Raw genomic sequence first — 25,192 nt, forward strand, 5'->3', positions numbered from 1 at the left:
GCGCAGATGGGCAAGTCCTTCCGGAACGAGATCACTCCGGGCAACTTCATCTTCCGCACGCGCGAGTTCGAGCAGATGGAGATGGACGGAGCCGGACGCCGGCTCCGACGCCGCAGCCCTCGCCCTCGACGCCGTCCCCGACGGACGCGGCGGCTGGCGCCTGCACGGCGAGAAGCGCTGGATCTCCAACGCCCCCGAGGCCGACTTCGCCACCGTCTTCGCCCGCACCACCCGGGGCGCCGGAGCCCGCGGCGTCACCGCCTTCCTCGTCCCCGCCGACCGCCCGGGACTCGGCGGGGAACCGCTCGACATGCTCGCCCCGCACGCCCTCGGCACCCTCACCTTCGACGGCGTCCCCGTCGGCCCCGAGGACCTCCTCGGCGCCCCGGACCGGGGCTTCCGGGTCGCCATGAACACCCTCAACCTCTTCCGGCCCAGCGTCGGCGCCTTCGCCGTCGGCATGGCCCAGGCCGCCCTCGACGCGGCCCTCGCCCACACCGCCGCCCGCCCCGCCTTCGGCGGCGTCCTCGCCGACCTCCAGGCCGTCTCGCACCGCGTCGCCGAGATGGCGACCCGCACCGAGGCCGCCCGCCTCCTCGTGTACGCGGCGGCCGTCGCGTACGACGAGGGGGACCCCGACGTCCCCCGCCGCTCCGCCATGGCCAAGCTCCTCGCCACCGAGACCGCCCAGTACGTCGTCGACTCCGCCGTCCAGCTGCACGGCGCCCTCGCCCTCCAGCGCGGCCACCTCCTGGAACACCTCTACCGGGAGGTCCGCGCCCCCCGGATCTACGAGGGCGCGACGGAGGTGCAGCGCACGATCATCGCGAAGGAGCTGTACGCGAAGGTGCCGCCCACCGAGGTGCCGCCCGGCGATCGGCGGCCCACGGGGGACACGTACGCCCTGAAGCCGAAGGAGGCGACCGCATGAGCCTGCACCGCCACAACCCCGCCGAACTCTCCCCGCCCACCGGCTTCTCCCACGCCGTCACCGCCACCGGCAGCCGGCTCGTCTTCCTCGCCGGGCAGACCGCCCTCGACACCGAGGGCAAGGTCGTGGGGGAGGGGCTCACCGAGCAGTTCACCACCGCCCTCGCCAATCTGCTCACCGCCCTGCGGCACGCCGGCGGCACCCCCGCCGACCTCGCCCGCGTCACCGTCTACACCACCGACGTCCCGGGCTACCGCGACCACGCGCACGAACTGGGCCGGATCTGGCGCCGCTTGGCGGGCCGCGACTACCCGGCGATGGCCGTCATCGGAGTCGTACGCCTCTGGGACGAGCAGGCCCTGGTGGAGCTCGACGGCTTCGCGGTCCTGGACTAGGGCCTGTCTGACAGTTCCCGTCGGGTCCGGCCCGCCCGGCACGCACGCTCGCCGCACGGCCGAAACGCCCAAGTAGCTCCGCTACAAGGACGCCCCGGCCGCACGCCGATCGCACGCACCGGACGACCCGGCCTGATCCGACGGGAACTGTCAGACAGGCCCTCCGCCCCCGCTTGATCAACTGGTCACCCGCACGGGGCGGGCTTAGTGTCGAAAGGTGGACTGACCGGCCCACGGAACACTCACCAGGCGAGGCTCGAGGCGCCACATGAGTACACCCAAGCCGACGACACCTGCACAGACCGCCACTCCGAAGAAGGGCGGGGACGGCAAGGGCATCGCCCTGTTCGTGATCGCCTCCTGTCAGCTGATGGTGGTCCTCGACATCACCATCGTGAACATCGCCCTTCCGCACATCCAGACGGCGCTGGACTTCTCGACCACCAGCCTGTCCTGGGTCGTCAACGCCTACACGCTCACCTTCGGCGGACTGCTGCTCCTCGGCGGGCGCACCGGCGACATCCTGGGCCGACGACGCGTCTTCATCTTCGGAGTGCTGCTCTTCGGACTGGCCTCCCTCTTCTGCGGACTCGCGCAGAGCGAGTGGCAACTCCTCGCGGCCCGGGCGCTCCAGGGCGTCGGCGGCGCGATAGCCTCGCCGACCTCGCTCTCCCTCATCACCACCACGTTCGACGAAGGCCCGGAACGCAACCGGGCCTTCGGTGTCTTCGCGGGCGTCTCGGCCGGCGGCGGCGCGATCGGCCTGGTGGCCGGAGGCATGCTCGTCCAATGGCTCGACTGGCGCTGGATCTTCTTCGTCAACGTCCCGATCGCCATCGTGATCGCGCTCCTCACACCGCGTCACGTCAAGGAGTCCGAGCGGCACCCCGGCCACTTCGACCTGGCCGGCGCGCTGACCTCGACGCTCGGCATGGTGGCGCTGGTGTACGGATTCATCCGGGCCGCGCAGGAAGGCTGGAGCGACCCCTACACGATCGGCTCGTTCGCCGCCGCGATCGTCCTCCTGGCGACGTTCATCCTCATCGAGCGGCGCTCCCAGCAGCCCATCACGCCCCTGCACATGTTCGCCGACCGCAACCGCTCGGGCACGTACGTCATCATGCTCTGCCTGGCGGCGGCCATCTTCGGGATGTTCTTCTTCCTCACCCTCTTCGTGCAGCAGGTGCTGGGCTTCAGCCCCCTGACGACGGGCCTCGCGTTCCTGCCGGTCAGCGCGATCATCGCGGTCGGCGCCGGCTTCACGTCCAACCTGCTGCCCAAGTACGGCCCGAAGCCCTTCATGGTGACGGGCTCGGTGCTCGCCGCGGCCGGACTGTCCTGGCTGACGCTCACCGACGTGGGCTCCACCTACGCGGGCAGCATCCTCGGACCGATCCTCGTCTTCGGCCTCGGCATGGGCCTGATGTTCGTCTCGCTGACCATCATGGCGCTGTCGAACGTCGAACAGAGGGAGTCCGGCGCCGCGTCCGGCCTGCTCAACGCCATGCAGCAGGTGGGCGGTTCGCTCGGCCTCTCGATCCTGGTGACCGTCTTCGGCACGGCCAGCCGCAACGAGGCGGACAAGCAGGTCCCCGCCTTCCTCTCCCAGGCGGGCCCGCTGGAGAAGGCCCAGTTCGCCAAAACCGGCCAGCTCCCACCCCCCTGGAGCGACCAGGTCCTCACCTCCGGCGTCTCCGCGGGCTTCGTCACGGCGGCGATCTTCGCCGTCGTCGGCGCCCTGGTCGCCCTCTTCGTGATCCAGGTCCGCGCCTCCGACATCGAACGGCTCAAGGGCGGCGGAGTGATGCCGGGCGCCGGCTGAGCCCCGCTACGGCGTGGGCGTCGGCTCGGGACGCAACCGGGCGTACGGCCGCTCGGGACAGGGGGCGTCGGGCGGCGCCAGCTTCAGATAGACGGTCCCGTACTGCGGGTTCTCGATCTCCTTGCCCGGCTCGGGGTCCTGGAAGCAGACCTTCCACGGGTCCGCGACGGCGGGCAGCGCCACATCGGAGTACGCGCTCTCCGGCTCGACCTTCCTGAACCCGATCGGCGCCAGCGTCTTTCCGGCCCGCGCGAAGGCCATGCCGGTGACGGCGGGCATCTTCGGCCAGGGCGGCTTCTCGCCGTCGACGGCGGGGCAGGGCGCCCCGACACGCACCACCCCGAGGTCCAGTGCGGGCCGACCGCCGTCCCGCTGCCCCGCCGGCGTCTGGAAGCACACCGTCCACTCGTCCGCGTCCCACTGCCTGGCGTCCTGGTCGGAGGCGTCGTGCGACACGACGGAGTACCCGGCCCCGGACGCGACCTCCTGGGCCTCCTTGAGCCGCTTCCCGACGAGCACGGGAGGCTTGGCGGGCTTGGCGGGCTCGGGAGCGGCGGAGACGGTGACCGTGGCCCTCGGCGGCCGGGCATCACCCCGCCCCGTCTCCTTCTCCGGCGAACCGCCGCCGGAGAAGCGAGACGCGGACCACACGACCGCGAGCAGCACGACCACCGCGACGGCGGCGACCCCCGGCCGCCGCCACCACCGCCGAACGGCCTCAGGGGGTGACGACGGGGGCGGCGGCGGGGCAGAGGGGTACGAGTCCACGCGGGGATCGTAGACAGAACCCCCGCGCCGCCGCGCAAGAACGAGACGCCGCCCTCCCTGGCAGCCTGCCCGGCCCTTGAGTCTGTGCGAGTGCAGATGCAAGGGCCGGCCATACGGCGCTGACGGTCAGCAGGGGGGGGAAGCGCCCTATCGAGAAGGCGGTTTCTGCCGCCGGAGCAGACCTGAAACTGTCGCGCGCCCCGACCACGGTCGCACGAGCAAGAGCGTCTCCCCGCCGCGCGATGTGACCGCGTTGGCCCCCGCCCGAGGATTCGGCGCGGGCGCCACCTCGCCCCGGGCGACCGCAGCCGCAGGGATGTCCGTCTCCCAGGAGGTCCCTGCCGGGGCCGGCAACGACATCGTGGGGAAGCTGTACTTCTTCACGCCCGAGGGGGAGCTCAACCACTGCAGCGCGGCGTCGATCGTCTCGGGCAACAAGAACACCATCTGGACCGCCGGCCACTGCGTACATCGAGGTGACGCTTCGGGCGATGCCGGTTGGAACAGGAACTCCCTGTACGTGCCCGGGTGCAACCGTGGCGCAGAGCCCCTTGGAACATGGACCGCAGCCCGTCAATTCGCGCCGAGTGCCTGGACCCGGGACGGGGACGCGCGTGAGGCCGACGTGGCGGCGATCGTGCTCAACCCGCGCCTGGACGGAAACCTGGAGGACGTGGTCGGGTACGCCCTGGGTTACATCGAGGTCCCCACCGTCGGCAGCGTCGCGCGGACCGCCCAGCCCGAGGCGCTGGAGGAGCTCCGGCCGCTCGCCGAGGCCATCGTGACCTGTGCCCGGAACCACGACCTGATCGGCTATCTGGAGGCCGACCGCCAGTTCCGTCTAGGGAGCCGTAGCCTTCACCCGGCCTCGCGGAAGCTGCGGTCGTCCTCCTCGTCGCCCTGGCGGCGTCGTAGACAGCCGTACAGGGCGCGCGTGGCGTATGAAGTCCGGGGCTCAGGTCGTGGGCTTCGGCGAGGTCTGGTCGTAGGGCCGCCTGGTACCCGGCGCCGGATGCCGGGGCCCAGGGGGTTGGCCCACTGGTGCAGGATCGGGCCCTCTTCGAGCGGGCCGTCGAAGCCGGCGCCGGCGTCGGTGTGCACCGTGACGAGCGAGGCGACGGTGTTCACAGGGGCGGCGACCACTCACGTGGACGCTGCTCCCTTCAGGCGGTCGGGGTCGGGGCGGCGACCCCCCGCGGGGCCCGGTCGGCGCCGGGCCCCGAGGGTATGAGCCGCCCGTGCAGCGGTGCCCGGTGCGGGCACCGGGTCGGCTCGGCGGGCCTCAGCCGAAGGAGATCCCGGCGCCGACCGGGCCGGTGGCCTCGAGGTAGGCGACCAGCTGGCACTGCTGCACGGAGCAGTCCACGGACACGGTGGAACCGGTGCTCCAGTCGGTGGCCGTGAACGTCTTCCGCACGGTGTAGTTGGCGGTAAAGCTGCCGTCGGCGCCGACGGTGGCCTTCGACAGGGTGTCGGTGCACGTGGTGACCTCGCGGCACTGCGACACGGCGACTTCGGCACCCGCGGGGTAACCGGTGCCCGTCACGGTCACGGTCTGGCCGTTGGCCAGGCCGGTACCGGGCGAGACGGTCACCACCGGGGCCGCGGAGGCCGGGGACACGGAGAAAGCGAGGGCGGCCGTGGCGGTGGCAGCCAGCGTGACGGCCTTGGTCAGACGCGAGCGGATCTGCATGGTCATCTCCCTAATGGGTGCGGAAAGGCAAGGAACGGCGCGTGTCTGTTGATCGCGCCTCACCCAGGCTCAACCGGAACGCTGGAGAATGACTCGAAAACGGCTCGAATTAGCTGCTGGGGCAGGGGAGTTGAGAGCGCAATGGGTGGGCTCGGGAGCAGAACCGGAACCTGAGGGCCGGGTGCCGGAACGGAGGGCCGCGCCCCCGCTCTGGGTAGCGTCGAACACTCCGTCGGGACCTGACAGGCACCCATGGCCTGCATCTTTATGAACAAATGGGAATGAAAAGATCGAGGTCCCATCACTCTCCGTGAAGAATGATGGGACCTCGGTTGTGCGCCAAAGAGACTGACTTCCGTCAGTCAACGGTCGTCCCGTTGCGCATTTCCTGAAGACGTCGGAAGGTGCCGGAAGGTGTTTTCGCAGGTCGAGGTGCGTTGCCGAGGCCGACGATCTCGGTCCCTCATGTCCCGGTTCGCCCTTCCGCCTAGATGTCCCGGAAGATCTCGATCTGCGCGCCGATCGAGTTGAGGCGTTCCGCGAGGTCCTCGTAACCGCGGTTGATGACGTACACGTTGCGCAGGACCGACGTGCCCTCCGCCGCCATCATGGCGAGCAGGACGACCACGGCCGGGCGCAGGGCCGGCGGGCACATCATCTCGGCGGCGCGCCAGCGGGTCGGGCCCTCCACGAGGACGCGGTGGGGGTCGAGGAGCTGGAGGCGGCCGCCGAGGCGGTTGAGGTCGGTGAGGTAGATGGCGCGGTTGTCGTAGACCCAGTCGTGGATGAGGGTCTTGCCCTGGGCCGTCGCCGCGATCGCCGCGAAGAAGGGGACGTTGTCGATGTTCAGGCCCGGGAACGGCATCGGGTGGATCTTGTCGATCGGCGCCTCCAGCTTGGAGGGACGGACCGTCAGGTCGACCAGGCGGGTGCGGCCGTTGTCCGCCGCGTACTCCGCCGAGCGGTCGTGGTCGAGGCCCATCTCCTCCAGGACCGCGAGCTCGATCTCCATGAACTCGATCGGGACGCGGCGGATCGTCAGCTCCGACTCCGTCACCACGGCCGCGGCGAGCAGGCTCATCGCCTCGACCGGGTCCTCGGAGGGGGAGTAGTCGACGTCCACGTCGATCTGCGGCACGCCGTGCACGGTCAGGGTGGTGGTGCCGATGCCGTCGACCCGGACGCCGAGGGTCTCCAGGAAGAAGCAGAGGTCCTGGACCATGTAGTTGGAGGAGGCGTTGCGGATGACGGTCACGCCGTCGTGCCGGGCGGCGGCGAGCAGCGCGTTCTCGGTGACGGTGTCCCCGCGCTCGGTCAGGACGATCGGGCGGTCGGGGGAGACGGAGCGGTCGACCTGGGCGTGGTAGATGCCCTCGGTGGCCGTGACCTCCAGGCCGAAGCGGCGCAGCGCGATCATGTGCGGCTCGATCGTGCGCGTACCGAGGTCGCAGCCGCCGGCGTACGGCAGCCTGAAACGGTCCATGCGGTGCAGCAGCGGGCCGAGGAACATGATGATCGAGCGGGTGCGGATCGCGGCCTCGGCGTCGATGGACTCCATGTCGAGCTCGGCCGGGGGGACGATCTCCAGGTCCGTGCAGTCGTTGATCCAGCGGGTGCGGACGCCGACGGAGTTGAGGACCTCCAGGAGCCGGAAGACCTCCTCGATGCGGGCGACCCGGCGCAGGACCGTGCGGCCCTTGTTGAGGAGCGAGGCGCAGAGCAGCGCGACACAGGCGTTCTTGCTCGTCTTGACGTCGATGGAGCCGGAGAGGCGGCGACGGCCGACGACCCGGAGGTGCATGGGTCCCGCGTATCCCAGGGACACAATCTCGCTGTCGAGGGCTTCGCCGATCCGGGCGATCATCTCAAGGCTGATGTTCTGGTTGCCGCGCTCGATCCGGTTGACGGCGCTCTGGCTCGTGGCCAGTGCTTCGGCGAGCTGCGTCTGTGTCCAGCCGCGGTGTTGCCGGGCGTCACGGATGAGCTTGCCGATGCGTACGAGGTAGTCGTCTGCCATGGCGTCACGTTATCTCAGATATGAGATGTGATCCGTCATCGAGTGGGCCATCAGGGTGAATCGCCGTGCGCGGTCGGGTGGCGCGGTTCGTACAGGGGGAGTTCGGTGCCGCTCGGCAGCCGGACGGCGGCGAGCAGGCCCCAGCCCTGGTCGGTGATGGCCCGTGAGATTTCCGCGCCCCGATCCTCCAGGTTTGTCAGGGTCTGGGTGAGGTCGTCGCACATGAGGTACACCTCGTGCTGGGGCTCGCCCGTCGTGGGGTGCACCGCGATCTCGGCGGGCGGCAGCTTGAAGATGAGCCAGCCCCCTCCGGCGTCCACGTGCTCGAAGCCGACGACGTCCTTGAGGAAGGCCCGGTCGGCCTCCGCGTCCCGGGTGTAGAGAACCACGTGCGCGCCGCTGATCATGAACCGATCGTCGGCCGGGACGCCCGCCGCGGCAATCGGGCCGCACCCGTTCGGGGCGGGGCCGAACACCTCCTGGGGGGTGTCTTGTCGATCAGGCCGGGCTCGCGGCCCTGCTCGTCCCGGTGACCGTGGGCGTGCTGCTCGCGTATTCCTGCGCATGGCGCAGGGGCTTCTCGCCCGCCGCGTCGGCCGGGGTGGGCGCGTGCGTCCTGGTCGCCACGAGCGTGATCATCGGCCGGAACCCGGCGCGCGCCGGGCGCGAGCAGTACTCCGGCATGGCGGACTACGGCACCTGTACGACCGTCGTCGGCGACGACGGGATGACCACCACCGGCGGTGGCCTCACCAGCGCTATCGACTGGCAGGCGTTCCCCCGGTGCATCGAGACCGGCGAGCTGTTCGTCTTCATGCCGAGACGCATACGCGTCTATTTCGCACTGCCCAAGCGCGGCGCCGCGGACCCCGCGGACGTGGATCGGGTGCGCGCCGTCCTGGCGGCGGCGAACCTGCGCAGGCTTCGGGGCATGCCAGGCATGACCGGGCGGCGGTGATGTACTAGAGTTATCTCGACATCGAGATATCTGCCGAGGCGCACCGCTGCCGCCACCCTGGTAAGGATTACCTAACTTAGCCTTACCTTAGCGGATCGACGACGCGTACGTGGCGGCAGGATGTGGTGAAACGCGCACATATATGAAGGAGACTGTCGTGTCGGCGAACAGCTTCGACGCCCGCAGCACGCTGCGCGTGGGCGACGAGTCGTACGAGATCTTCAAGCTGGACAAGGTCGAGGGCTCCGCGCGCCTCCCTTACAGCCTGAAGGTCCTCCTGGAGAACCTGCTCCGCACCGAGGACGGCGCGAACATCACCGCCGACCACATCCGGGCCCTCGGCAACTGGGACTCGCAGGCTCAGCCGAGCCAGGAGATCCAGTTCACGCCCGCCCGCGTGATCATGCAGGACTTCACCGGTGTGCCCTGTGTCGTCGACCTCGCCACCATGCGCGAGGCCGTCAAGGAGCTCGGCGGCGACCCGGCGAAGATCAACCCGCTGGCCCCGGCCGAGCTGGTCATCGACCACTCGGTCATCGCCGACAAGTTCGGCACCAAGGACGCCTTCGGCCAGAACGTCGAGCTGGAGTACGGCCGCAACAAGGAGCGCTACCAGTTCCTGCGCTGGGGCCAGACCGCCTTCGACGAGTTCAAGGTCGTCCCGCCCGGCACCGGCATCGTCCACCAGGTGAACATCGAGCACCTGGCCCGCACGGTCATGGTCCGCAACGGCCAGGCCTACCCCGACACCCTCGTCGGCACCGACTCGCACACCACCATGGTCAACGGCCTCGGCGTGCTCGGCTGGGGCGTCGGCGGCATCGAGGCCGAGGCCGCGATGCTCGGCCAGCCGGTCTCCATGCTCATCCCGCGCGTCGTCGGCTTCAAGCTGACCGGCGAGCTGCCCACCGGCACCACCGCCACCGACCTGGTGCTGACCATCACCGAGATGCTGCGCAAGCACGGTGTCGTCGGCAAGTTCGTCGAGTTCTACGGCGAGGGCGTGGCGGCGACGAGCCTCGCCAACCGCGCCACCATCGGCAACATGTCGCCGGAGTTCGGCTCCACCGCCGCGGTCTTCCCGATCGACGACGAGACCCTGAACTACCTCAAGCTCACCGGCCGCTCCGAGCAGCAGGTCGCGCTCGTCGAGGCGTACGCCAAGGAGCAGGGCCTCTGGCTGGACCCGAAGGCCGAGCCGGACTTCTCCGAGAAGCTGGAGCTCGACCTCTCCACCGTCGTCCCGTCGATCGCCGGCCCGAAGCGCCCGCAGGACCGCATCGTCCTCGCGAACGCCGCCGCGCAGTTCGCCCAGGACGTCCGCAACTACGTCGACGAGGTCGACGAGGCGGGCAAGGAGTCCTTCCCGGCCTCCGACGCCCCGGCGAACCACCCGAACGGCGCCCCGTCGAAGCCGGTCCAGGTGACCGCCCCCGACGGCTCGACGTACGAGATCGACCACGGCGCCGTCACCGTCGCCGCGATCACCTCCTGCACCAACACGTCGAACCCGTACGTGATGGTCGCCGCCGCGCTCGTCGCGAAGAAGGCCGTCGAGAAGGGCCTGACCCGCAAGCCGTGGGTCAAGACCACCCTCGCCCCGGGCTCCAAGGTCGTCACCGACTACTTCGACAAGGCGGGCCTCACCCCGTACCTCGACAAGGTCGGCTTCAACCTCGTCGGCTACGGCTGCACCACCTGCATCGGCAACTCCGGCCCGCTGCCGGAGGAGGTCTCCAAGGCCGTCAACGAGCACGACCTGGCCGTGACCTCGGTGCTCTCGGGCAACCGCAACTTCGAGGGTCGCATCAACCCCGACGTCAAGATGAACTACCTGGCCTCCCCGCCGCTGGTCGTCGCGTACGCCATCGCGGGCTCCATGAAGGTGGACATCACCAAGGACGCGCTCGGCACCGACACCGAGGGCAACCCGGTCTTCCTCAAGGACATCTGGCCGTCCGAGGCCGAGGTCAACGACGTCGTCGCCAACGCCATCGGCGAGGACATGTTCAACAAGTCCTACCAGGACGTCTTCGCGGGCGACGCCCAGTGGCAGGCGCTGCCGATCCCGACCGGCAACACCTTCGAGTGGGACGCCGAGTCCACCTACGTCCGCAAGCCCCCGTACTTCGAGGGCATGACGATGGAGACCACCCCGGTCACCGACATCGTCGGCGCCCGCGTCCTGGCCAAGCTGGGCGACTCGGTCACCACCGACCACATCTCCCCGGCCGGCGCCATCAAGGCCGACACCCCGGCCGGCAAGTACCTCACCGAGCACGGTGTGGAGCGTCGTGACTTCAACTCCTACGGCTCGCGCCGGGGCAACCACGAGGTCATGATCCGCGGCACCTTCGCCAACATCCGCCTGCGCAACCAGATCGCGCCGGGCACCGAGGGCGGCTACACCCGCGACTTCACCCAGGCCGACGCTCCGGTGTCGTTCATCTACGACGCCTCGCAGAACTACCAGGCCGCCGGCACCCCGCTGGTCATCCTGGGCGGCAAGGAGTACGGCTCCGGCTCGTCCCGCGACTGGGCCGCCAAGGGCACCGCGCTCCTCGGCGTCAAGGCCGTCATCACCGAGTCGTACGAGCGCATCCACCGCTCGAACCTCATCGGCATGGGCGTCCTGCCGCTGCAGTTCCCGGCCGGCCAGTCGGCCGACTCGCTCGGCCTGACCGGCGAGGAGACCTTCTCCATCACGGGCGTCACGGAGCTGAACGAGGGCACCACGCCGAGCACGGTCAAGGTCACCACCGACACCGGTGTCGAGTTCGACGCGGTCGTCCGCATCGACACCCCCGGTGAGGCGGACTACTACCGCAACGGCGGCATCATGCAGTACGTGCTCCGCAACCTGATCCGCGGCTGACGCACCGGGCAACGGGCACACGGGAAGGGCCCCGCTCCTCGGAAGAGGAGCGGGGCCCTTGCGTTCGTCACACGCGCCGTCTCACGACGGGAGCGAGGATCAGAACATGATGCGGTAGGTGTTCCAGCCGCTGCTGCCGATCTGCACGCGCGGCTTGAACGGCGTGGTGCCGTTCGCGGTGCCCTTGTACAGCCACAGGGCGCCGACCTTGTCACGGGCGACCAGGTCGGTGATGCCGTCGAGGTCGATGTCACCGGTCGAGACGAGGGTGTTGTAGGTATTCCAGCCGCCGCCGATCCGGGTGCGGGTGGCGAACGGCGCCTTGTAGTTGCCGGTGCCCTTGTACAGCCACAGCACGCCGTAGCTGTCGCGGGCGACGATGTCGTCCTTGCCGTCGCCGCTCAGGTCGCCCTTGCCGGCGATCTGGGTGTAGGCGTTCCAGCCGCCACCCACCCTGTAGCGGGTGGTGACCTTGCCGTTGCCGTAGCCCAGGTACAGCCACAGCACGCCGTAGCTGTCACGGGCGAGCAGGTCGTCGGCGGTGGCGCCACCGAGCTGGCCCGCGGACAGGACCTGGTTGTAGATGCTCCAGCCGCTGCCGACGGTGACCGGGTCGCCGCCGTACTCCATGTACGACAGGCGGCCCGCGGTCACGTCCCAGATGCCGTCGGCGCTGCCGTCGTGGTCCCGGTCGACCTGGGTGATGAACTTGGCGCTGCCCCAGCCGTAGCCGGTGTAGAGGCGGGCGTCGAGGCCGCCCCGGCCGTTCGGCGCGTAGCCGTACATGTCGCCACGGGAGTCGACGCCGTAGAGGGCGTTCACCTGGGCGTCGGAGGCGGTGTCGGCAGCGAAGGCGCTCGCGTTGCCCGAGGGCTGCTGGACGGCGGCGGACGCGGTCCGCTCCTGCGGCGCGTCGGCCGCGACGGCGGCCGTCGTGGTGCCGACCAGGGCCGCGGTTATCGCCGCGACCGTGACACGGGACAGGATGCCCGTGCGGTTCAGGCCAGAAGAGTTGGCCACGTAATACTCCAGATCCGTATGGAATGAGGCGGGTCCCGCCGCACGCCCGTGCCGGAGGCAGGGGTGGGCGGGACCTCTATGATCCAGGATCCTTCTCACGAGATCTTCACCGGGCAACTGGTTTGTGACACAACTGTTTCGATGTCGGTCGTATGCACCATTTGCGCGCTTCCTCCCGCGCGCTCCCGGTCTCCTGACGCGTCGGCCCGGCCATGGGGTGAGCCTGATGTCGTGTCAAGGGTGTTGCGTGGCGAATGGTTGGACGAAACGCCGCAGATCCAGCGTGCTTATCCCGGAGGTCTCAACTCGGGAAAGATGGTCGTGGAAACCTGGTTTCGATCTTGCTCCCATGAAGGGAAGTGGACTATACCTGTCGGCGTCCAGCCAGTCGGAGCAATCCGGCGACGGCCCGACGCGTGCACGACCCGGCTGCAAATGACCGCGGTGGCGGGGCCCTTCGCCTGTGGCGAGTGAGTACGGGCGACCGGTACACCGCCTGAGTCCTGAATGAAGGCGAGGACTTGAGCATGGGATCCACCTCCGCACACCACGGTGAGGGCCTCGGCCGTCGCGATCTGATCAAGCGCTCCGCCGCCATCGGTCTGATCTCCGTGCCGACCATGGGCTTCCTGTCCGCCTGCGCGAGCAGCGACAGCGGTGGAAACGGAAAGGTCGAGAAGGGCACGAAGTCCGACAAGAACCCGCTCGGGGTGAACGAGTCGGCACCGCTCGATTTCGTCCTCTTCGACGGCGGATTCGGACAGGAGTACGCCAAGGATGCGATCAAGGTCTACGAGACCAATTACCCCAAGGCGAGCGTCAAGTTCACACCGACCCAGAAGATCACCACCACGCTGCAGCCGCGCTTCAACGGCGGCACCCCGCCGGACCTCATCGACAACTCCGGCGCCGAGCAGATGGACATGGGCGTCCTCGTCGGCCAGAAGCAGCTGGCGGACCTCACCCCGCTCCTGGACGCGCCGTCCATCGACGACCCGAGCAAGAAGGTCCGCGACACCCTGCGGCCCGGCATCGTCGAGATGGGCCAGTTCGACGGCGACTCGGTGTGGATCATGTACTACGCGTACACGGTCTACGGCGTCTGGTACTCGCAGAAGCTGCTCGACTCCCTCGACGCGAAGTACCCCGAGACCTGGGACGAGATGCTGGCCGTCTGCGAGAAGGCCAAGAAGAAGGGCATCGCGGGCTGGACGTACGCCGGCAAGTACCCGTACTACGTCCCCTTCTCGCTCTACCCGATGATCGGCAAGGTCGGCGGCCGCGAGGTCCTCGACGCCATCGACAACCTGGAGCCGAAGGCCTGGGAGCACCCCGCGGTCAAGACCTGCTTCGAGGCGTACTACGAGCTCGTCAGGAAGGGCTACATCCTCAAGGGCACCCCCGGCCTCGACCACATCCAGTCGCAGACCGCCTGGACCGAGGGCAAGGCGCTGTTCATCCCGAACGGCTCCTGGGTCGAGAACGAGGCCGCGAAGACCATGCCGGCCGACTTCGACCTGGCCGTCTCGGCCCCGACAGGCATCGACTCGTCCGACAAGATGCCCTTCGGCACCATCTGGGCGTCCGGCGGCGAGCCCTTCATCGTCCCGGCGAAGGCGAAGAACCTGGAGGGCGGCCTGGAGCAGCTGCGCATCATGCTCAGCGAGGCCTCCTCGAAGAACTTCACCAAGTCCGTGAAGTCCCTGACCGCCTTCAACGGCGGTACCGACGGCATCGAGCTGACCCCGGGCCTCAAGTCCGGTGTCGCCGCCCTGGAGAAGGCCGGCCAGAACGTCGTCAACCCGCGCCTCCAGGACTGGTACGTCGCCCTCCAGAAGGAGAAGATCGGTGTCGCCGGCCTCGGCGAGATGATGGCCGGCCGCGCGACCCCGGCCGAGACGATCAAGAAGATCCAGAAGTACGCCGACGAGGCGGCCGGGGACTCCTCGATCAAGCACTACAAGCACCAGTGAGCAGTGCCGGGGCCCCTTCCCGCCGACCGGGAGCGGGCCCCGGCCCCTTGGCGCGTGGCACCAGCGGCGCGTCTGTCGCGGGAAAGATCGGGGTCGGTAGGAATGCAACACGGAAAGTACCGTTTCATCGTGGGGTTCCTGGCGGCCCCCCTCGCGCTCTACGTGCTGTTCGTCATCTGGCCGTTCATCCAGTCCATCTACTACTCGTTCACGGACTGGAGCGGACTGAGTCCCGAATTCGGGATGGTCGGATTCGACAACTACAGCAGGATGCTGGACGACGAGGTCTTCTGGAAATCGCTCCAGCACAGTCTGACCTTCGCGGTGGTGCTGCCCCTGGTGACCGTGGGGCTCGCGCTTTTCTTCGCCTTCATGCTCAATGTCGGCGGTCGGCGCCGCAGGGGCGCGGCGATCGCGGGTGTGCGCGGGTCCTCTTTCTACAAGATCGTCTATTTCTTCCCGCAGGTGCTGTCGATCGCGATCGTCGCGCTGCTCTTCCAGTTCGCGTACAACCCGAACAGCGGAGCCATCAATTCCGTGTTGAAGGGCGTCGGTCTCGACAGCGTCCAGCCGGACTGGCTCGGAGATCCGGACCTCGCCCTCATCTGCGTGATGGTCGTCCTCGTCTGGTCCACGGTCGGATTCTTCGTCGTCCTCTTCTCGGCCGGCATGGCCTCCATTCCGAGGGACTTCTACGAGGCGGCCCTGCTCGACGGCGCGAACCGCTTCACCACGTTCTTCAAGATCACCATGCCGCTGCTCTGGGACACCGTGCAGTCCGGCTGGATCTACATGGGCATCCTCGCGCTCGGCGCGGAATCCTTCGCCGTCGTCCAGATCATGACCGTCGGCCCCAACGGCGGCGGACCCGACTTCTCCACCATCGTCCTTCCGCTGTACGTGTACCAGAAGGCGTTCCGGGACGGTCAGGCCGCCTACGCAACGACCATCGGTGTCGCGCTCCTCATCGTCACGCTGGCCTTCGCGGCCGTCGTGATGAAGGTGGGCCGGCGCGAGCGGCTGGAGTTCTGATGAAGACGACCGACACTGCCACCACCGGCGTCGAGACCCCCGGGTCCCCGGCCGGCCCGGGCCCCGCGGTCACCAAGACGACGGCGCCCGCCCCCCGCAGGACCGCCAAGGCCGAGGGCGCGACCCTCAACGTCTTCTCGCACGGCGTCCTGATCATCTGGGCGATCATGGTCGTCATGCCGCTGCTCTGGGCGGTGATGACCTCCTTCAAGACCGACAAGGCGATCTTCACCTCCCCCTGGTCGCTGCCCGACAGGCTGCACTTCGAGAACTGGTCGCGCGCCTGGACCGAGGCGCACATGAGCGACTACTTCCTGAACACCCTCCTGGTGGTCGGCGGCTCGCTCCTCGGCACGCTCCTCCTCGGCTCGATGGCGGCCTACGTCCTGGCCCGCTTCGACTTCCCGGGCAACCGCTTCATCTACTTCCTCTTCATCGGAGGGATGAGCTTCCCGGTCATCCTGGCGCTCGTGCCGCTCTTCTACGTGATGCAGAACATGGCCCTGCTCAACACGCTGCACGGCCTGATCCTGGTCTACATCGCGTACTCGCTGCCGTTCACCGTCTTCTTCCTCACGGCCTTCTTCCGCACCCTGCCGACCTCGGTGGCGGAGGCGGCCTTCGTGGACGGGGCCTCGCACACCCGGACCTTCTTCCAGGTGATGCTGCCGATGGCCAAGCCCGGCCTCATCAGCGTCGGCATCTTCAACTTCCTCGGCCAGTGGAACCAGTACCTGCTGCCGACGGTGCTCAACACCGAGCCGGAGAAGAAGGTGCTCTCGCAGGGCCTCGTCCAGCTGGCCGTCAGCCAGGGCTACAAGGGCGACTGGTCCGGCCTCTTCGCCGGCCTGGTGATGGCGATGCTCCCGGTCCTCGCGGCGTACATCGTCTTCCAGCGGCAGGTGGTGGCCGGCCTCACCGCCGGCGCCGTGAAGTAACCCCGCCACCGCGTTCCCCGGGCCCCCGGCGCACCCGCGCCGGGGGCCCGGCGCGTCGTGTGACACTCGCCCTCCGACACTCAAGGTCTTGACGGGGACCAAGCCGAAAGCGTCCCCTTAGAGTTCACATGTTGGAGAAAACGGTGGGAGTGAGTGGGTCGATGGAGACTCCTGGGTCGCAGACGTCTCTGCACAGGGCCAATCTCGAACGGGTCGTCCGGGCGGTGCGCATGGCCGGCTCGCTCACCCAGGCGGAGATCGCCCGGACGACGGGCCTCTCCGCCGCCACGGTCTCCAACATCGTGCGGGAGCTGAAGGACGGCGGCACCGTCGAGGTCACGCCGACGTCCGCCGGGGGCCGCCGGGCCCGCAGCGTCTCGCTCTCCGGCGACGCCGGCATCGTGATCGGCGTGGACTTCGGCCACACCCACCTGCGGGTCGCCGTCGGCAACCTCGCCCACCAGGTGCTCGCCGAGGAGGCCGAGCCGCTCGACGTGGACGCCTCCGCCGCCGAGGGCTTCGACCGCGCCGAGCAGCTGGTCAAGCGGCTGATCCGGGCCACCGGCATCGGCCCCGACAAGGTGATCGGCGTCGGCCTCGGCGTGCCCGGTCCGATCGACGTCTCCTCCGGGACGCTCGGCTCGACCTCGATCCTGCCGGGCTGGAGCGGCATCAACCCCGCCGAGGAGCTCTCCGCCCGGCTCGGCGTCCCCGTGCACGTCGACAACGACGCCAACCTCGGCGCGCTCGGCGAGCTCGTCTGGGGCAGCGGCCGGGGCGTCAAGGACCTGGCCTACATCAAGGTGGCCAGCGGCGTCGGCGCCGGACTCGTCATCGACGGGCGGGTCTACCGGGGGCCCGGCGGCACCGCCGGGGAGATCGGGCACATCACCCTGGACGAGTCGGGCCCGGTCTGCCGCTGCGGCAACCGCGGCTGCCTGGAGACCTTCACCGCCGCGCGGTACGTCCTGCCGCTGCTCCAGCCGAGCCACGGCCCCGATCTGACCATGGAACGGGTCGTCCAGCTGGCCCGGGAGGGCGACCCCGGCTGCCGCCGGGTGATCGCCGACGTCGGACGGCACATCGGCAGCGGCATCGCCAACCTCTGCAACCTCCTCAACCCCAGCCGGGTGGTGCTGGGCGGCGACCTCGCGGAGGCCGGTGAGCTGGTCCTCGCGCCCATCAGGGACTCCGTCTCGCGGTACGCGATCCCCAGCGCCGCCCGGCAGCTCTCGCTGGCCCAGGGGGCCCTCGGCGGCCGCGCCGAGGTGCTCGGCGCCCTCGCTCTCGTACTGAGCGAAATGGGCGATTCGACCCTGTTGGAGAGCGCATTGCCCGCGGCTGCTCCGGCTTCCCGCCTTGCCTTCACTTAGATAACGAACACCGTCGTTGTCATCTCGTTAAGGATTTACTTCTTGACGACGACGTTGCGGCCGAGTTGACTTCGGGACACCTCGGCCGCACCGTCGCGGCCTCGTCAGGGAGGCAACCCCACATGAACGCAGTGACGCGTCGTGCCGTCATAGCCACGGCCGCGGTCTCGATGGCCCTCTCGCTCGCCGCCTGCGGCCAGGCCGGCGGCGGCGACAGCGGTGACAAGGGCAGCTCGACCAAGATCGGTCTGCTCCTGCCGGAGAACAAGACCTCGCGTTACGAGGCCCTGGACAAGCCCCAGTTCGAGAAGGCCGTCAAGGCCGCCTGCTCCGACTGCGAGATCGTCTACAACAACGCGGTCTCCGACGTCGTGAAGCAGAAGCAGCAGTTCGACCAGTTGATCGCCGACGGCGTCAAGGTCATCGCCCTCGACCCGGTCGACGCCGCCAAGGCCGAGGGCTGGGTCAAGGACGCGAAGGCCAAGGGTGTCAAGGTCGTCGCGTACGACCGCGCCGTCCCGGGCGCCGACGCCTACGTCAGCCACGACAACAACAAGGTCGGCGAGCTCCAGGGCCAGGCCCTGCTGACCGCGCTCGGCGCGAAGGCCGCCACCGCCAACGTCGTGATGATCAACGGCGACGAGAAGGACCCGAACGCCGCCCTGTTCAAGAAGGGCGCCCACACCGCCCTCGACGGCAAGGTCGGCAAGATCGCCTACGAGGCCTCCGGCGAGTGGGACCCGAAGGTCGCGGGCGAGAAGATGTCCGCCGCGATCTCCTCGGTCGGCAAGGACAAGATCGGCGCCGTCTACTCCGCGAACGACGGCATGGCCGGCGGCATCATCACCTCCCTCGAGAACGCCGGCGTCAAGGGCATCCCGGTGGGCGGCCAGGACGCCGAGGTCGCGGGTATCCAGCGCATCATCGCCGGCACCCAGACCTTCACCATCTACAAGTCGCCGCTCCAGCTGGCCCCCGAGGCCGCCAAGTTCGCGGTGAACCTGCTCAAGGGCAAGGACCTCGGCGCCCAGGGCGCGACCGACGGCGTGCCCTCCACGCTCTTCGCCCCGGTCGTGGTCGACAAGACCAACATCCAGTCCACGGTCGTCAAGGACGGCATCTACAAGGCCGCCGACCTCTGCACGGCGGACCTCGCCGCCAAGTGCACCGAGCTGGGCATCAAGTAACCCCGCCCGACCCGGCCGGGCCCCCCGAGGGCCCGCCGGCACGGATCCCGGCGTGAGCCGCCCCCGAAGCGGGCGCCGCGCGGCCCCGAGTACAGAGGGTGAAGACCCCCGGTAACAAGGCCGGCGCACGACGCCCGGATCCGCCCCCAAGCCCGTCCGGCCCCCGGCCGACCCAGACCCCGCTGTCGGTCCGGGGGCCGGACGAGCCCAGCCCCCCTCGAAACTTCGGCGCTGCACCGGCGGCGCGACATGCCGCCGCCCCCCGGGCGGCGAAGGAGTTGGTTCACGTGTCCCAGACGCCCGTGCTGGCGTTGCGCGGGATCTTCAAGCGGTTCGGAGCGGTCCAGGTCCTCTCCGGTGTCGATCTCGAAGTCCACGCAGGAGAGGTCGTCGCGCTCGTCGGCGACAACGGAGCGGGAAAGTCCACGCTGGTCAAGACGATCGCCGGCGTGCACCCCATCGACGAGGGCGTCATCGAGTGGGAGGGCGAGCGCGTCGAGATCCAGCGCCCGCACGACTCCCAGAACCTCGGTGTCGCGACCGTCTACCAGGACCTCGCGCTCTGCGACAACCTCGACGTCGTCGCCAACCTGTTCCTCGGCCGCGAGATCAAGAAGGGCGGCGTCCTCGACGAGGTCGCCATGGAGAAGCGGGCCAAGGACCTGCTCTCCACGCTCTCCATCCGCATCCCCAGCGTCCGCATCCCCGTCGCCGCCCTCTCCGGCGGCCAGCGGCAGGTCGTGGCCATCGCCCGCGCCCTGGTCGGCGACCCGAAGATCGTGATCCTGGACGAGCCCACCGCCGCGCTCGGCGTCGAGCAGACCGCGCAGGTCCTCGACCTGGTCGAGCGGCTGCGCGAGCGGGGCCTCGGCGTCATCCTCATCAGCCACAACATGGCCGACGTCAAGGCCGTCGCCGACACCGTGGCCGTGCTGCGCCTCGGCCGCAACAACGGCACCTTCCCGGTGGCCACCACCACGCACGAAGAGATCATCGCCGCGATCACCGGTGCCACGGACAACGCCGTGACCCGCCGCCAGGCCCGCAACGCGGAGGTAGCGAAGTGAGCACGACCCCCTCGCCCGCGGCCGCGCCCGCGGAGCCGGCGCCCGCCGCGGTGCCCGCCGTCGACCCCCGCCTCCTCGTCCGCGAGCAGGGCTTCAAGGGCTACGTCGACGAGTTCAAGCGCAAGATCCGCTCGGGCGAGATCGGCTCGCTGCCCGTCGTCGTCGGCCTGATCGTCATCGGCGTCGTCTTCCAGGCCCTCACCGGCAACTTCATCACCTCGTACAACCTCGACCAGATCACCCTGTACGCGGTCGGCCCCGGCATCATGGCCGTCGGCATCGTCTTCGTCCTGCTGCTCGGCGAGATCGACCTCGCCGTCGGCTCCGTGGCGGGTCTGGCCGGCTCGGTCTGGGGCGTCCTCGGCACCGACATGCCCGACGGCCTCGCCATCCTCCTCGGCATCCTGTCCGGCACCCTGATCGGCGCCTTCCACGGCATCGTCTTCGCCAAGATCGGCGTGCCCGCCTTCGTCGTCACCCTCGCCGGCTTCCTCGGCTGGGCCGGTCTGCAGACCTGGGTGATGGGCGACCGGTCGACCATCCCCACCCCGATCGGCAGCTTCGTCGAGGACCTCACCAAGTACTACTTCTCCGACGTCGCCGCCGCCTACGGCCTCGCCGTGGCCGTCATCGCCGGCTTCTACCTCGCCCAGCTGCGCGACTCCCGCCGCCGCAAGGCCGCCGAGCTGCCGCACCGCCCGCAGAGCGAGATCATCCTGCGCACCGCCGTCCTCGCGGTCCTGGTCCTCGTCGCCGCGTACGGCTTCAACCAGGAGAAGGGCCTGCCGCTCTCCCTGGTGATCTTCCTGGTGATCCTGCTCGTCACCGACTTCGTCCTGCGCCGCACCACGTACGGCCGTCAGGTCTTCGCGGTCGGCGGCGGTATCGAGGCCGCCCGCCGCGCCGGCATCAGCGTGGACTGGATCCGGATCTCGGTCTTCATGATCTCCGGCACGATGGGCGCCGTCGGCGGTCTCTTCCTCGCCTCCGCGACGGGCGGCGCCGACCGCTCCCTCGGCGGCGGCAACCAGCTGATGATGTGCATCGCGGCCGCGGTCATCGGCGGCACGTCCCTGTTCGGCGGACGCGGCAAGGTCTGGTCGGCGCTCCTGGGCATCCTGGTCATCCAGTCGATCGTCCAGGGCCTCAACCAGATGAACCTGTCCTCGAACGCGATCCAGTACATGATCACCGGAGCGGTCCTGCTCATCGCCGTGATCATCGACTCGGTCTCCCGCCGCACGCAGAAGACGGCGGGCCGCGCGTAACCCTCGTCACAGCAGCCCGGCACCGGGAAACCGGTGCCGGGCTGTGGCGCGTCCGGACCAGTGCACGCGTGCGTACAGAGCCGTACAGATCAGCGGCTTGTCGGCCGTGAGGGTGACGCCTGACCCCCCGGCCCGATGCCCACGATCCAAGACGGAACATTAGACTCGACAAATCGGCAAGCTCGACCAGCTCAAAGCAAGGAGGAACGGGTGGCTCTGCTGACCCGTATCAGGGGACCGCGAGATCTGGACCGGCTCTCCCCGGAACAGCTGGACCAGCTGGCCGACGAGATCAGGACGTTCCTCGTGGACGCCGTCTCCAAGACCGGCGGGCACCTCGGCCCCAACCTCGGTGTGGTCGAGCTGACCATCGCCCTGCACCGGGTGTTCGACTCCCCGAAGGACAAGGTCCTCTGGGACACCGGCCACCAGAGCTACGTCCACAAGCTCCTCACCGGACGCCAGGACTTCTCGAAGCTCAAGATGAAGGGCGGCCTCTCCGGCTACCCCTCGCAGGCCGAGTCCGAGCACGACGTCATCGAGAACTCGCACGCCTCCACTGTCCTCGGCTGGGCCGACGGCCTGGCCAAGGCGAACGAGGTCCTGAAGAAGGACGACCACGTCGTCGCGGTCATCGGCGACGGCGCCCTCACCGGCGGCATGGCCTGGGAGGCGCTGAACAACATCGCCGCCGCCAAGGACCGGCCGCTCGTCATCGTCGTCAACGACAACGAGCGCTCCTACGCGCCCACCATCGGCGGCCTCGCCAACCACCTGGCCACCCTGCGCACCACCGACGGCTACGAGCGCTTCCTCGCCCGCGGCAAGGACATCCTGGAGCGCACCCCGGTCGTCGGGAAGCCGCTCTACGAGACCCTGCACGGCGCCAAGAAGGGCCTCAAGGACTTCATCGCCCCGCAGGGCATGTTCGAGGACCTCGGCCTCAAGTACGTCGGCCCCATCGACGGCCACGACATCGAGGCCCTGGAGTCCGCCCTCACGCGCGCCAAGCGCTTCGGCGGCCCGGTGATCGTCCACTGCCTCACCGAGAAGGGCCGCGGCTACCAGCCCGCCCTCCAGGACGAGGCCGACCGCTTCCACGCCGTCGGCAAGATCCACCCCGACACCGGCCTGCCCATCGCCTCCTCCGGCGCCGACTGGACCTCGGTCTTCGGCGAGGAGATGGTGGCGCTCGGCAAGGAGCGCCAGGACATCGTCGCCATCACCGCGGCCATGCTCCAGCCCGTCGGCCTCGACAAGTTCGCCAAGGCCTTCCCCGAGCGGGTCTTCGACGTCGGCATCGCCGAGCAGCACGGCGCGGTCTCCGCGGCCGGCCTCGCCACCGGCGGCCTCCACCCGGTCTTCGCGGTCTACGCGACCTTCCTCAACCGCGCCTTCGACCAGGTCCTGATGGACGTGGCCCTGCACAAGTGCGGCGTCACCTTCGTCCTGGACCGGGCCGGCGTCACCGGCACCGACGGCGCCTCGCACAACGGCATGTGGGACATGTCGATCCTCCAGGTCGTGCCCGGCCTGCGGCTCGCCGCCCCGCGCGACGCCGACCAGGTCCGCGCCCAGCTGCGCGAGGCCGTCGAGGTCACCGACGCCCCGACCGTGGTGCGCTTCTCCAAGGGCGCGGTCGGCCCGGCCGTCCCCGCCGTGCGCCGCGTCGGCGGCATGGACGTGCTCCGCGAGGCCGACAGCGAGCGGCCGGACGTCCTCCTGGTCTCCGTGGGCGCCCTCGCGCCGATGTGCCTGGAGATCGCCGACCTGCTCGACAAGCAAGGCATCTCCACCACCGTCGTCGACCCCCGCTGGGTCAAGCCGGTCGACGAGGCCCTCGCCCCGCTGGCCGAGCGCCACCGGGTCGTCGTCACCGTCGAGGACAACAGCCGCGTCGGCGGTGTCGGCTCCGCCATCGCCCAGGCGCTGCGCGACGCCGGTGTGGACGTACCGCTGCGTGACTTCGGCATCCCGCCGCGCTTCCTCGACCACGCCTCCCGCGGTGAGGTCCTGGCCGAGATCGGGCTGACCGCCCCGGACATCGCGCGCCAGGTCACCGGTCTGGTCTCGCGGCTCGACGGACGGTTCGAGAGCAGCGCCAAGGCCGTGGAGCCCGCCCGCGACTGACGGAGCGGCATCACCAGGCGTCACCCTTGGGCCGGTCGGATCACTCTTCGGAGTGCCGACCGGCCCTTTCGCGTGCATTCTGGCCACAGGGCGGGCAGCCCCATGGCAGGGAGGTGCACGTGAGTACGGACCAGCAGCAGCCACGCGCCAATACCGGAATGTTCCGGACCAAGTCGGTCGAGCAGTCGATCCGCGACACGGAGGAGCCGGAGCACGCGCTCCGGAAGTCCCTGTCGGCCTGGGACCTGACGGTGTTCGGCGTCGGCGTCATCATCGGCACCGGCATCTTCGTCCTCACCGGCAAGGTCGCCAAGGAGAACGCCGGGCCGGCCACCGCCCTCGCCTTCGTCGCCGCCGGCATCGTCTGCGCCCTCGCCGCCCTGTGCTACGCCGAGTTCGCCTCGACGGTGCCGGTGGCGGGATCGGCGTACACCTTCGCGTACGCCTCGATCGGCGAGTTGCCCGCCTGGATCATCGGCTGGGACCTGGTCCTGGAGTTCGCCCTCGGTACGGCGGTGGTCGCCGTCGGCTGGTCCGGGTACGTCAGATCCCTGATGGACAACATCGGCTGGCACCTGCCGGCCTCGCTGGAAGGCCCGGACGTCGCGGGCGGCACCTTCGACATCCTGGCGTTCCTGCTCGTCCTCGTGCTGACCGTCGTCCTCGTCCTGGGCATGAAGCTCTCCGCCCGGATCACCGCGGTCGTCGTCGCGATCAAGGTGACCGTGGTGATGATCGTGATCATCGCCGGCCTGTTCTTCATCGTCGGCGACAACTACAAGCCCTTCATCCCGAAGGCCGTCACCCCCGAGGGCGGCGGCGACAACTGGAACTCCCCGCTGGTCCAGACGATCTTCGGCTACGAGCCGACGAACTTCGGCGTCATGGGCATCTTCACCGCCGCCTCCGTCGTCTTCTTCGCCTTCATCGGCTTCGACGTGGTGGCCACCGCCGCGGAGGAGACCAAGCTGCCGCAGCGGGACATGCCCCGGGGCATCCTCGGCTCGCTCTTCATCTGCACCGTGCTGTACGTGGCCGTGGCCCTCGTCGTCACCGGCATGCAGCACTACACCGAGCTGTCCGTGAGCGCCCCGCTCGCCGATGCCTTCAAGGCGGCGGGACACCCGTTCTACGCGGGCGTGATCAGCTTCGGCGCCGCCGTCGGCCTCACCACCGTCTGCCTGATCCTGCTGCTCGGCCAGACCCGCGTCTTCTTCGCGATGAGCCGCGACGGTCTGCTGCCGCGCTTCTTCTCCGTCACGCACCCCCGGTTCAGGACCCCGTACCGGCCGACCATCCTGCTCGGTGTGATCATCGCGATCGTCGCCGGCTTCACCAGCATCAACGAACTGGCGACCCTGGTGAACATCGGCACCCTCTTCGCCTTCGTCGTCGTCGCCGTCGGCGTCATGGTGCTCCGCCGCACCCGCCCCGACCTGCCGCGCGCCTTCCGCACCCCCTGGGTGCCCGTGCTGCCGATCCTCTCCATCGCCGCCTCGGTCTGGCTGATGCTCAACCTGCCGGGCGAGACCTGGTTCCGGTTCGCCGTCTGGATGGTGATCGGCTTCTTCGTGTACTTCCTGTACGGACGCGGTCACAGCCGGCTCGGCCGGGAGGGCCGGAACGCCCGGTACTGAGCGGGTCGGGCCGCGGGGTCCCCGGGCGCGGCGGAGAGCGTCCGGGAGGGCGGATACAGTCGGGTTCGTACCCGAACTCCTCCCGACGACCGGAGTGCTGGATCCCCC

At 69.3% G+C, this 25,192-nt stretch carries 20 protein-coding genes and 1 pseudogene; 15 read left to right on the plus strand and 6 right to left on the minus strand.

Features of this window, described 5'->3' with window-relative positions; all coding sequences use genetic code 11:
- From ABZ318_RS24800 to ABZ318_RS24810, 3 genes are all read left to right on the plus strand, one after another.
- The coding region (locus tag ABZ318_RS24800) for an acyl-CoA dehydrogenase (protein WP_356904668.1) at positions 1–931 on the plus strand (931 nt) is incomplete at its 5' end.
- Positions 928–1,326 carry a RidA family protein gene (locus ABZ318_RS24805; protein ID WP_356904669.1) on the plus strand — a complete coding sequence of 133 codons (399 nt, stop codon included), beginning with the start codon at positions 928–930 and terminating at the stop codon, positions 1,324–1,326. The genes ABZ318_RS24800 and ABZ318_RS24805, both read left to right, overlap by 4 nt.
- Before the next feature lie 268 nt (positions 1,327–1,594).
- A complete protein-coding gene (locus ABZ318_RS24810; RefSeq protein WP_356904670.1) occupies positions 1,595–3,148 on the plus strand; it encodes an MFS transporter in 1,554 nt (517 codons plus the stop codon).
- Between the two features lie 6 nt (positions 3,149–3,154).
- Here ABZ318_RS24810 and ABZ318_RS24815 read toward each other — a convergent pair whose 3' ends face one another.
- On the minus strand, positions 3,155–3,916 hold the full coding sequence (locus ABZ318_RS24815; protein WP_356904671.1) for a hypothetical protein: 762 nt from the start codon (positions 3,914–3,916) through the stop codon (positions 3,155–3,157).
- 697 nt (positions 3,917–4,613) lie between these two features.
- On the opposite strand from ABZ318_RS24815, the pseudogene ABZ318_RS24820 reads away from it, so the two are divergent.
- Positions 4,614–4,760: pseudogene (locus tag ABZ318_RS24820) on the plus strand (GntR family transcriptional regulator); the annotation flags it as partial.
- Positions 4,761–4,774: 14 nt separating this feature from the next.
- Here the strand turns inward: ABZ318_RS24820 and ABZ318_RS24825 are convergent.
- From ABZ318_RS24825 to ABZ318_RS24840, 4 genes are all read right to left on the minus strand, one after another.
- Positions 4,775–5,059 (minus strand): hypothetical protein, encoded by a 285-nt coding sequence (locus tag ABZ318_RS24825; protein WP_356904693.1) that lies wholly within the window; start codon positions 5,057–5,059, stop codon positions 4,775–4,777.
- Positions 5,060–5,198: 139 nt separating this feature from the next.
- Complete coding sequence (locus ABZ318_RS24830; protein ID WP_356904672.1) at positions 5,199–5,609, minus strand: enediyne antibiotic chromoprotein; 411 nt, start codon at positions 5,607–5,609, stop codon at positions 5,199–5,201.
- Positions 5,610–6,096: 487 nt separating this feature from the next.
- Positions 6,097–7,626 carry a UDP-N-acetylglucosamine 1-carboxyvinyltransferase gene (locus ABZ318_RS24835; protein ID WP_356904673.1) on the minus strand — a complete coding sequence of 510 codons (1,530 nt, stop codon included), beginning with the start codon at positions 7,624–7,626 and terminating at the stop codon, positions 6,097–6,099.
- Positions 7,627–7,676: 50 nt separating this feature from the next.
- Complete coding sequence (locus ABZ318_RS24840) at positions 7,677–8,033, minus strand: VOC family protein (protein WP_356904674.1); 357 nt, start codon at positions 8,031–8,033, stop codon at positions 7,677–7,679.
- A 122-nt stretch (positions 8,034–8,155) separates the two neighbouring features.
- Between ABZ318_RS24840 and ABZ318_RS24845 the strand changes: the two genes are divergently transcribed.
- Complete coding sequence (locus ABZ318_RS24845) at positions 8,156–8,584, plus strand: YcxB family protein (protein ID WP_356904675.1); 429 nt, start codon at positions 8,156–8,158, stop codon at positions 8,582–8,584.
- Positions 8,585–8,741: 157 nt separating this feature from the next.
- Positions 8,742–11,459, plus strand: a complete 2,718-nt coding sequence (acnA, locus tag ABZ318_RS24850; RefSeq protein ID WP_356904676.1) for an aconitate hydratase AcnA — start codon at positions 8,742–8,744, stop codon at positions 11,457–11,459.
- Positions 11,460–11,558: 99 nt separating this feature from the next.
- Here the strand turns inward: acnA and ABZ318_RS24855 are convergent, their stop codons facing one another.
- Positions 11,559–12,479 carry a VCBS repeat-containing protein gene (locus ABZ318_RS24855; RefSeq protein ID WP_356904677.1) on the minus strand — a complete coding sequence of 307 codons (921 nt, stop codon included), beginning with the start codon at positions 12,477–12,479 and terminating at the stop codon, positions 11,559–11,561.
- Positions 12,480–13,006: 527 nt separating this feature from the next.
- Here ABZ318_RS24855 and ngcE point away from each other — a divergent pair.
- From ngcE to ABZ318_RS24900, 9 genes are all read left to right on the plus strand, one after another.
- Positions 13,007–14,452 (plus strand): N-acetylglucosamine/diacetylchitobiose ABC transporter substrate-binding protein, encoded by a 1,446-nt coding sequence (gene ngcE, locus ABZ318_RS24860; RefSeq protein WP_356904678.1) that lies wholly within the window; start codon positions 13,007–13,009, stop codon positions 14,450–14,452.
- Between the two features lie 102 nt (positions 14,453–14,554).
- A complete protein-coding gene (locus tag ABZ318_RS24865) occupies positions 14,555–15,484 on the plus strand; it encodes a sugar ABC transporter permease (RefSeq protein WP_356904679.1) in 930 nt (309 codons plus the stop codon).
- Positions 15,484–16,422, plus strand: a complete 939-nt coding sequence (locus ABZ318_RS24870) for a carbohydrate ABC transporter permease (protein ID WP_356904680.1) — start codon at positions 15,484–15,486, stop codon at positions 16,420–16,422. The genes ABZ318_RS24865 and ABZ318_RS24870 overlap by 1 nt, the downstream gene beginning before the upstream one ends.
- Before the next feature lie 161 nt (positions 16,423–16,583).
- A complete protein-coding gene (locus ABZ318_RS24875) occupies positions 16,584–17,795 on the plus strand; it encodes an ROK family transcriptional regulator (protein ID WP_356904681.1) in 1,212 nt (403 codons plus the stop codon).
- A gap of 122 nt (positions 17,796–17,917) precedes the next feature.
- Entirely contained in the window at positions 17,918–18,982 is a 1,065-nt protein-coding gene (locus tag ABZ318_RS24880; protein ID WP_356904682.1) for a substrate-binding domain-containing protein, read from the plus strand.
- A 278-nt stretch (positions 18,983–19,260) separates the two neighbouring features.
- Complete coding sequence (locus ABZ318_RS24885; RefSeq protein WP_356904683.1) at positions 19,261–20,049, plus strand: ATP-binding cassette domain-containing protein; 789 nt, start codon at positions 19,261–19,263, stop codon at positions 20,047–20,049.
- 50 nt (positions 20,050–20,099) lie between these two features.
- On the plus strand, positions 20,100–21,317 hold the full coding sequence (locus ABZ318_RS24890; RefSeq protein ID WP_356904690.1) for a sugar ABC transporter permease: 1,218 nt from the start codon (positions 20,100–20,102) through the stop codon (positions 21,315–21,317).
- Between the two features lie 210 nt (positions 21,318–21,527).
- A complete protein-coding gene (dxs, locus tag ABZ318_RS24895; protein ID WP_356904684.1) occupies positions 21,528–23,447 on the plus strand; it encodes a 1-deoxy-D-xylulose-5-phosphate synthase in 1,920 nt (639 codons plus the stop codon).
- A 158-nt stretch (positions 23,448–23,605) separates the two neighbouring features.
- A complete protein-coding gene (locus tag ABZ318_RS24900) occupies positions 23,606–25,084 on the plus strand; it encodes an amino acid permease (protein WP_356904691.1) in 1,479 nt (492 codons plus the stop codon).
- Positions 25,085–25,192: the final 108 nt, after the last annotated feature.

The organism is Streptomyces sp. NPDC006197 (assembly GCF_040613865.1).
Taxonomy (GTDB): domain Bacteria; phylum Actinomycetota; class Actinomycetes; order Streptomycetales; family Streptomycetaceae; genus Streptomyces.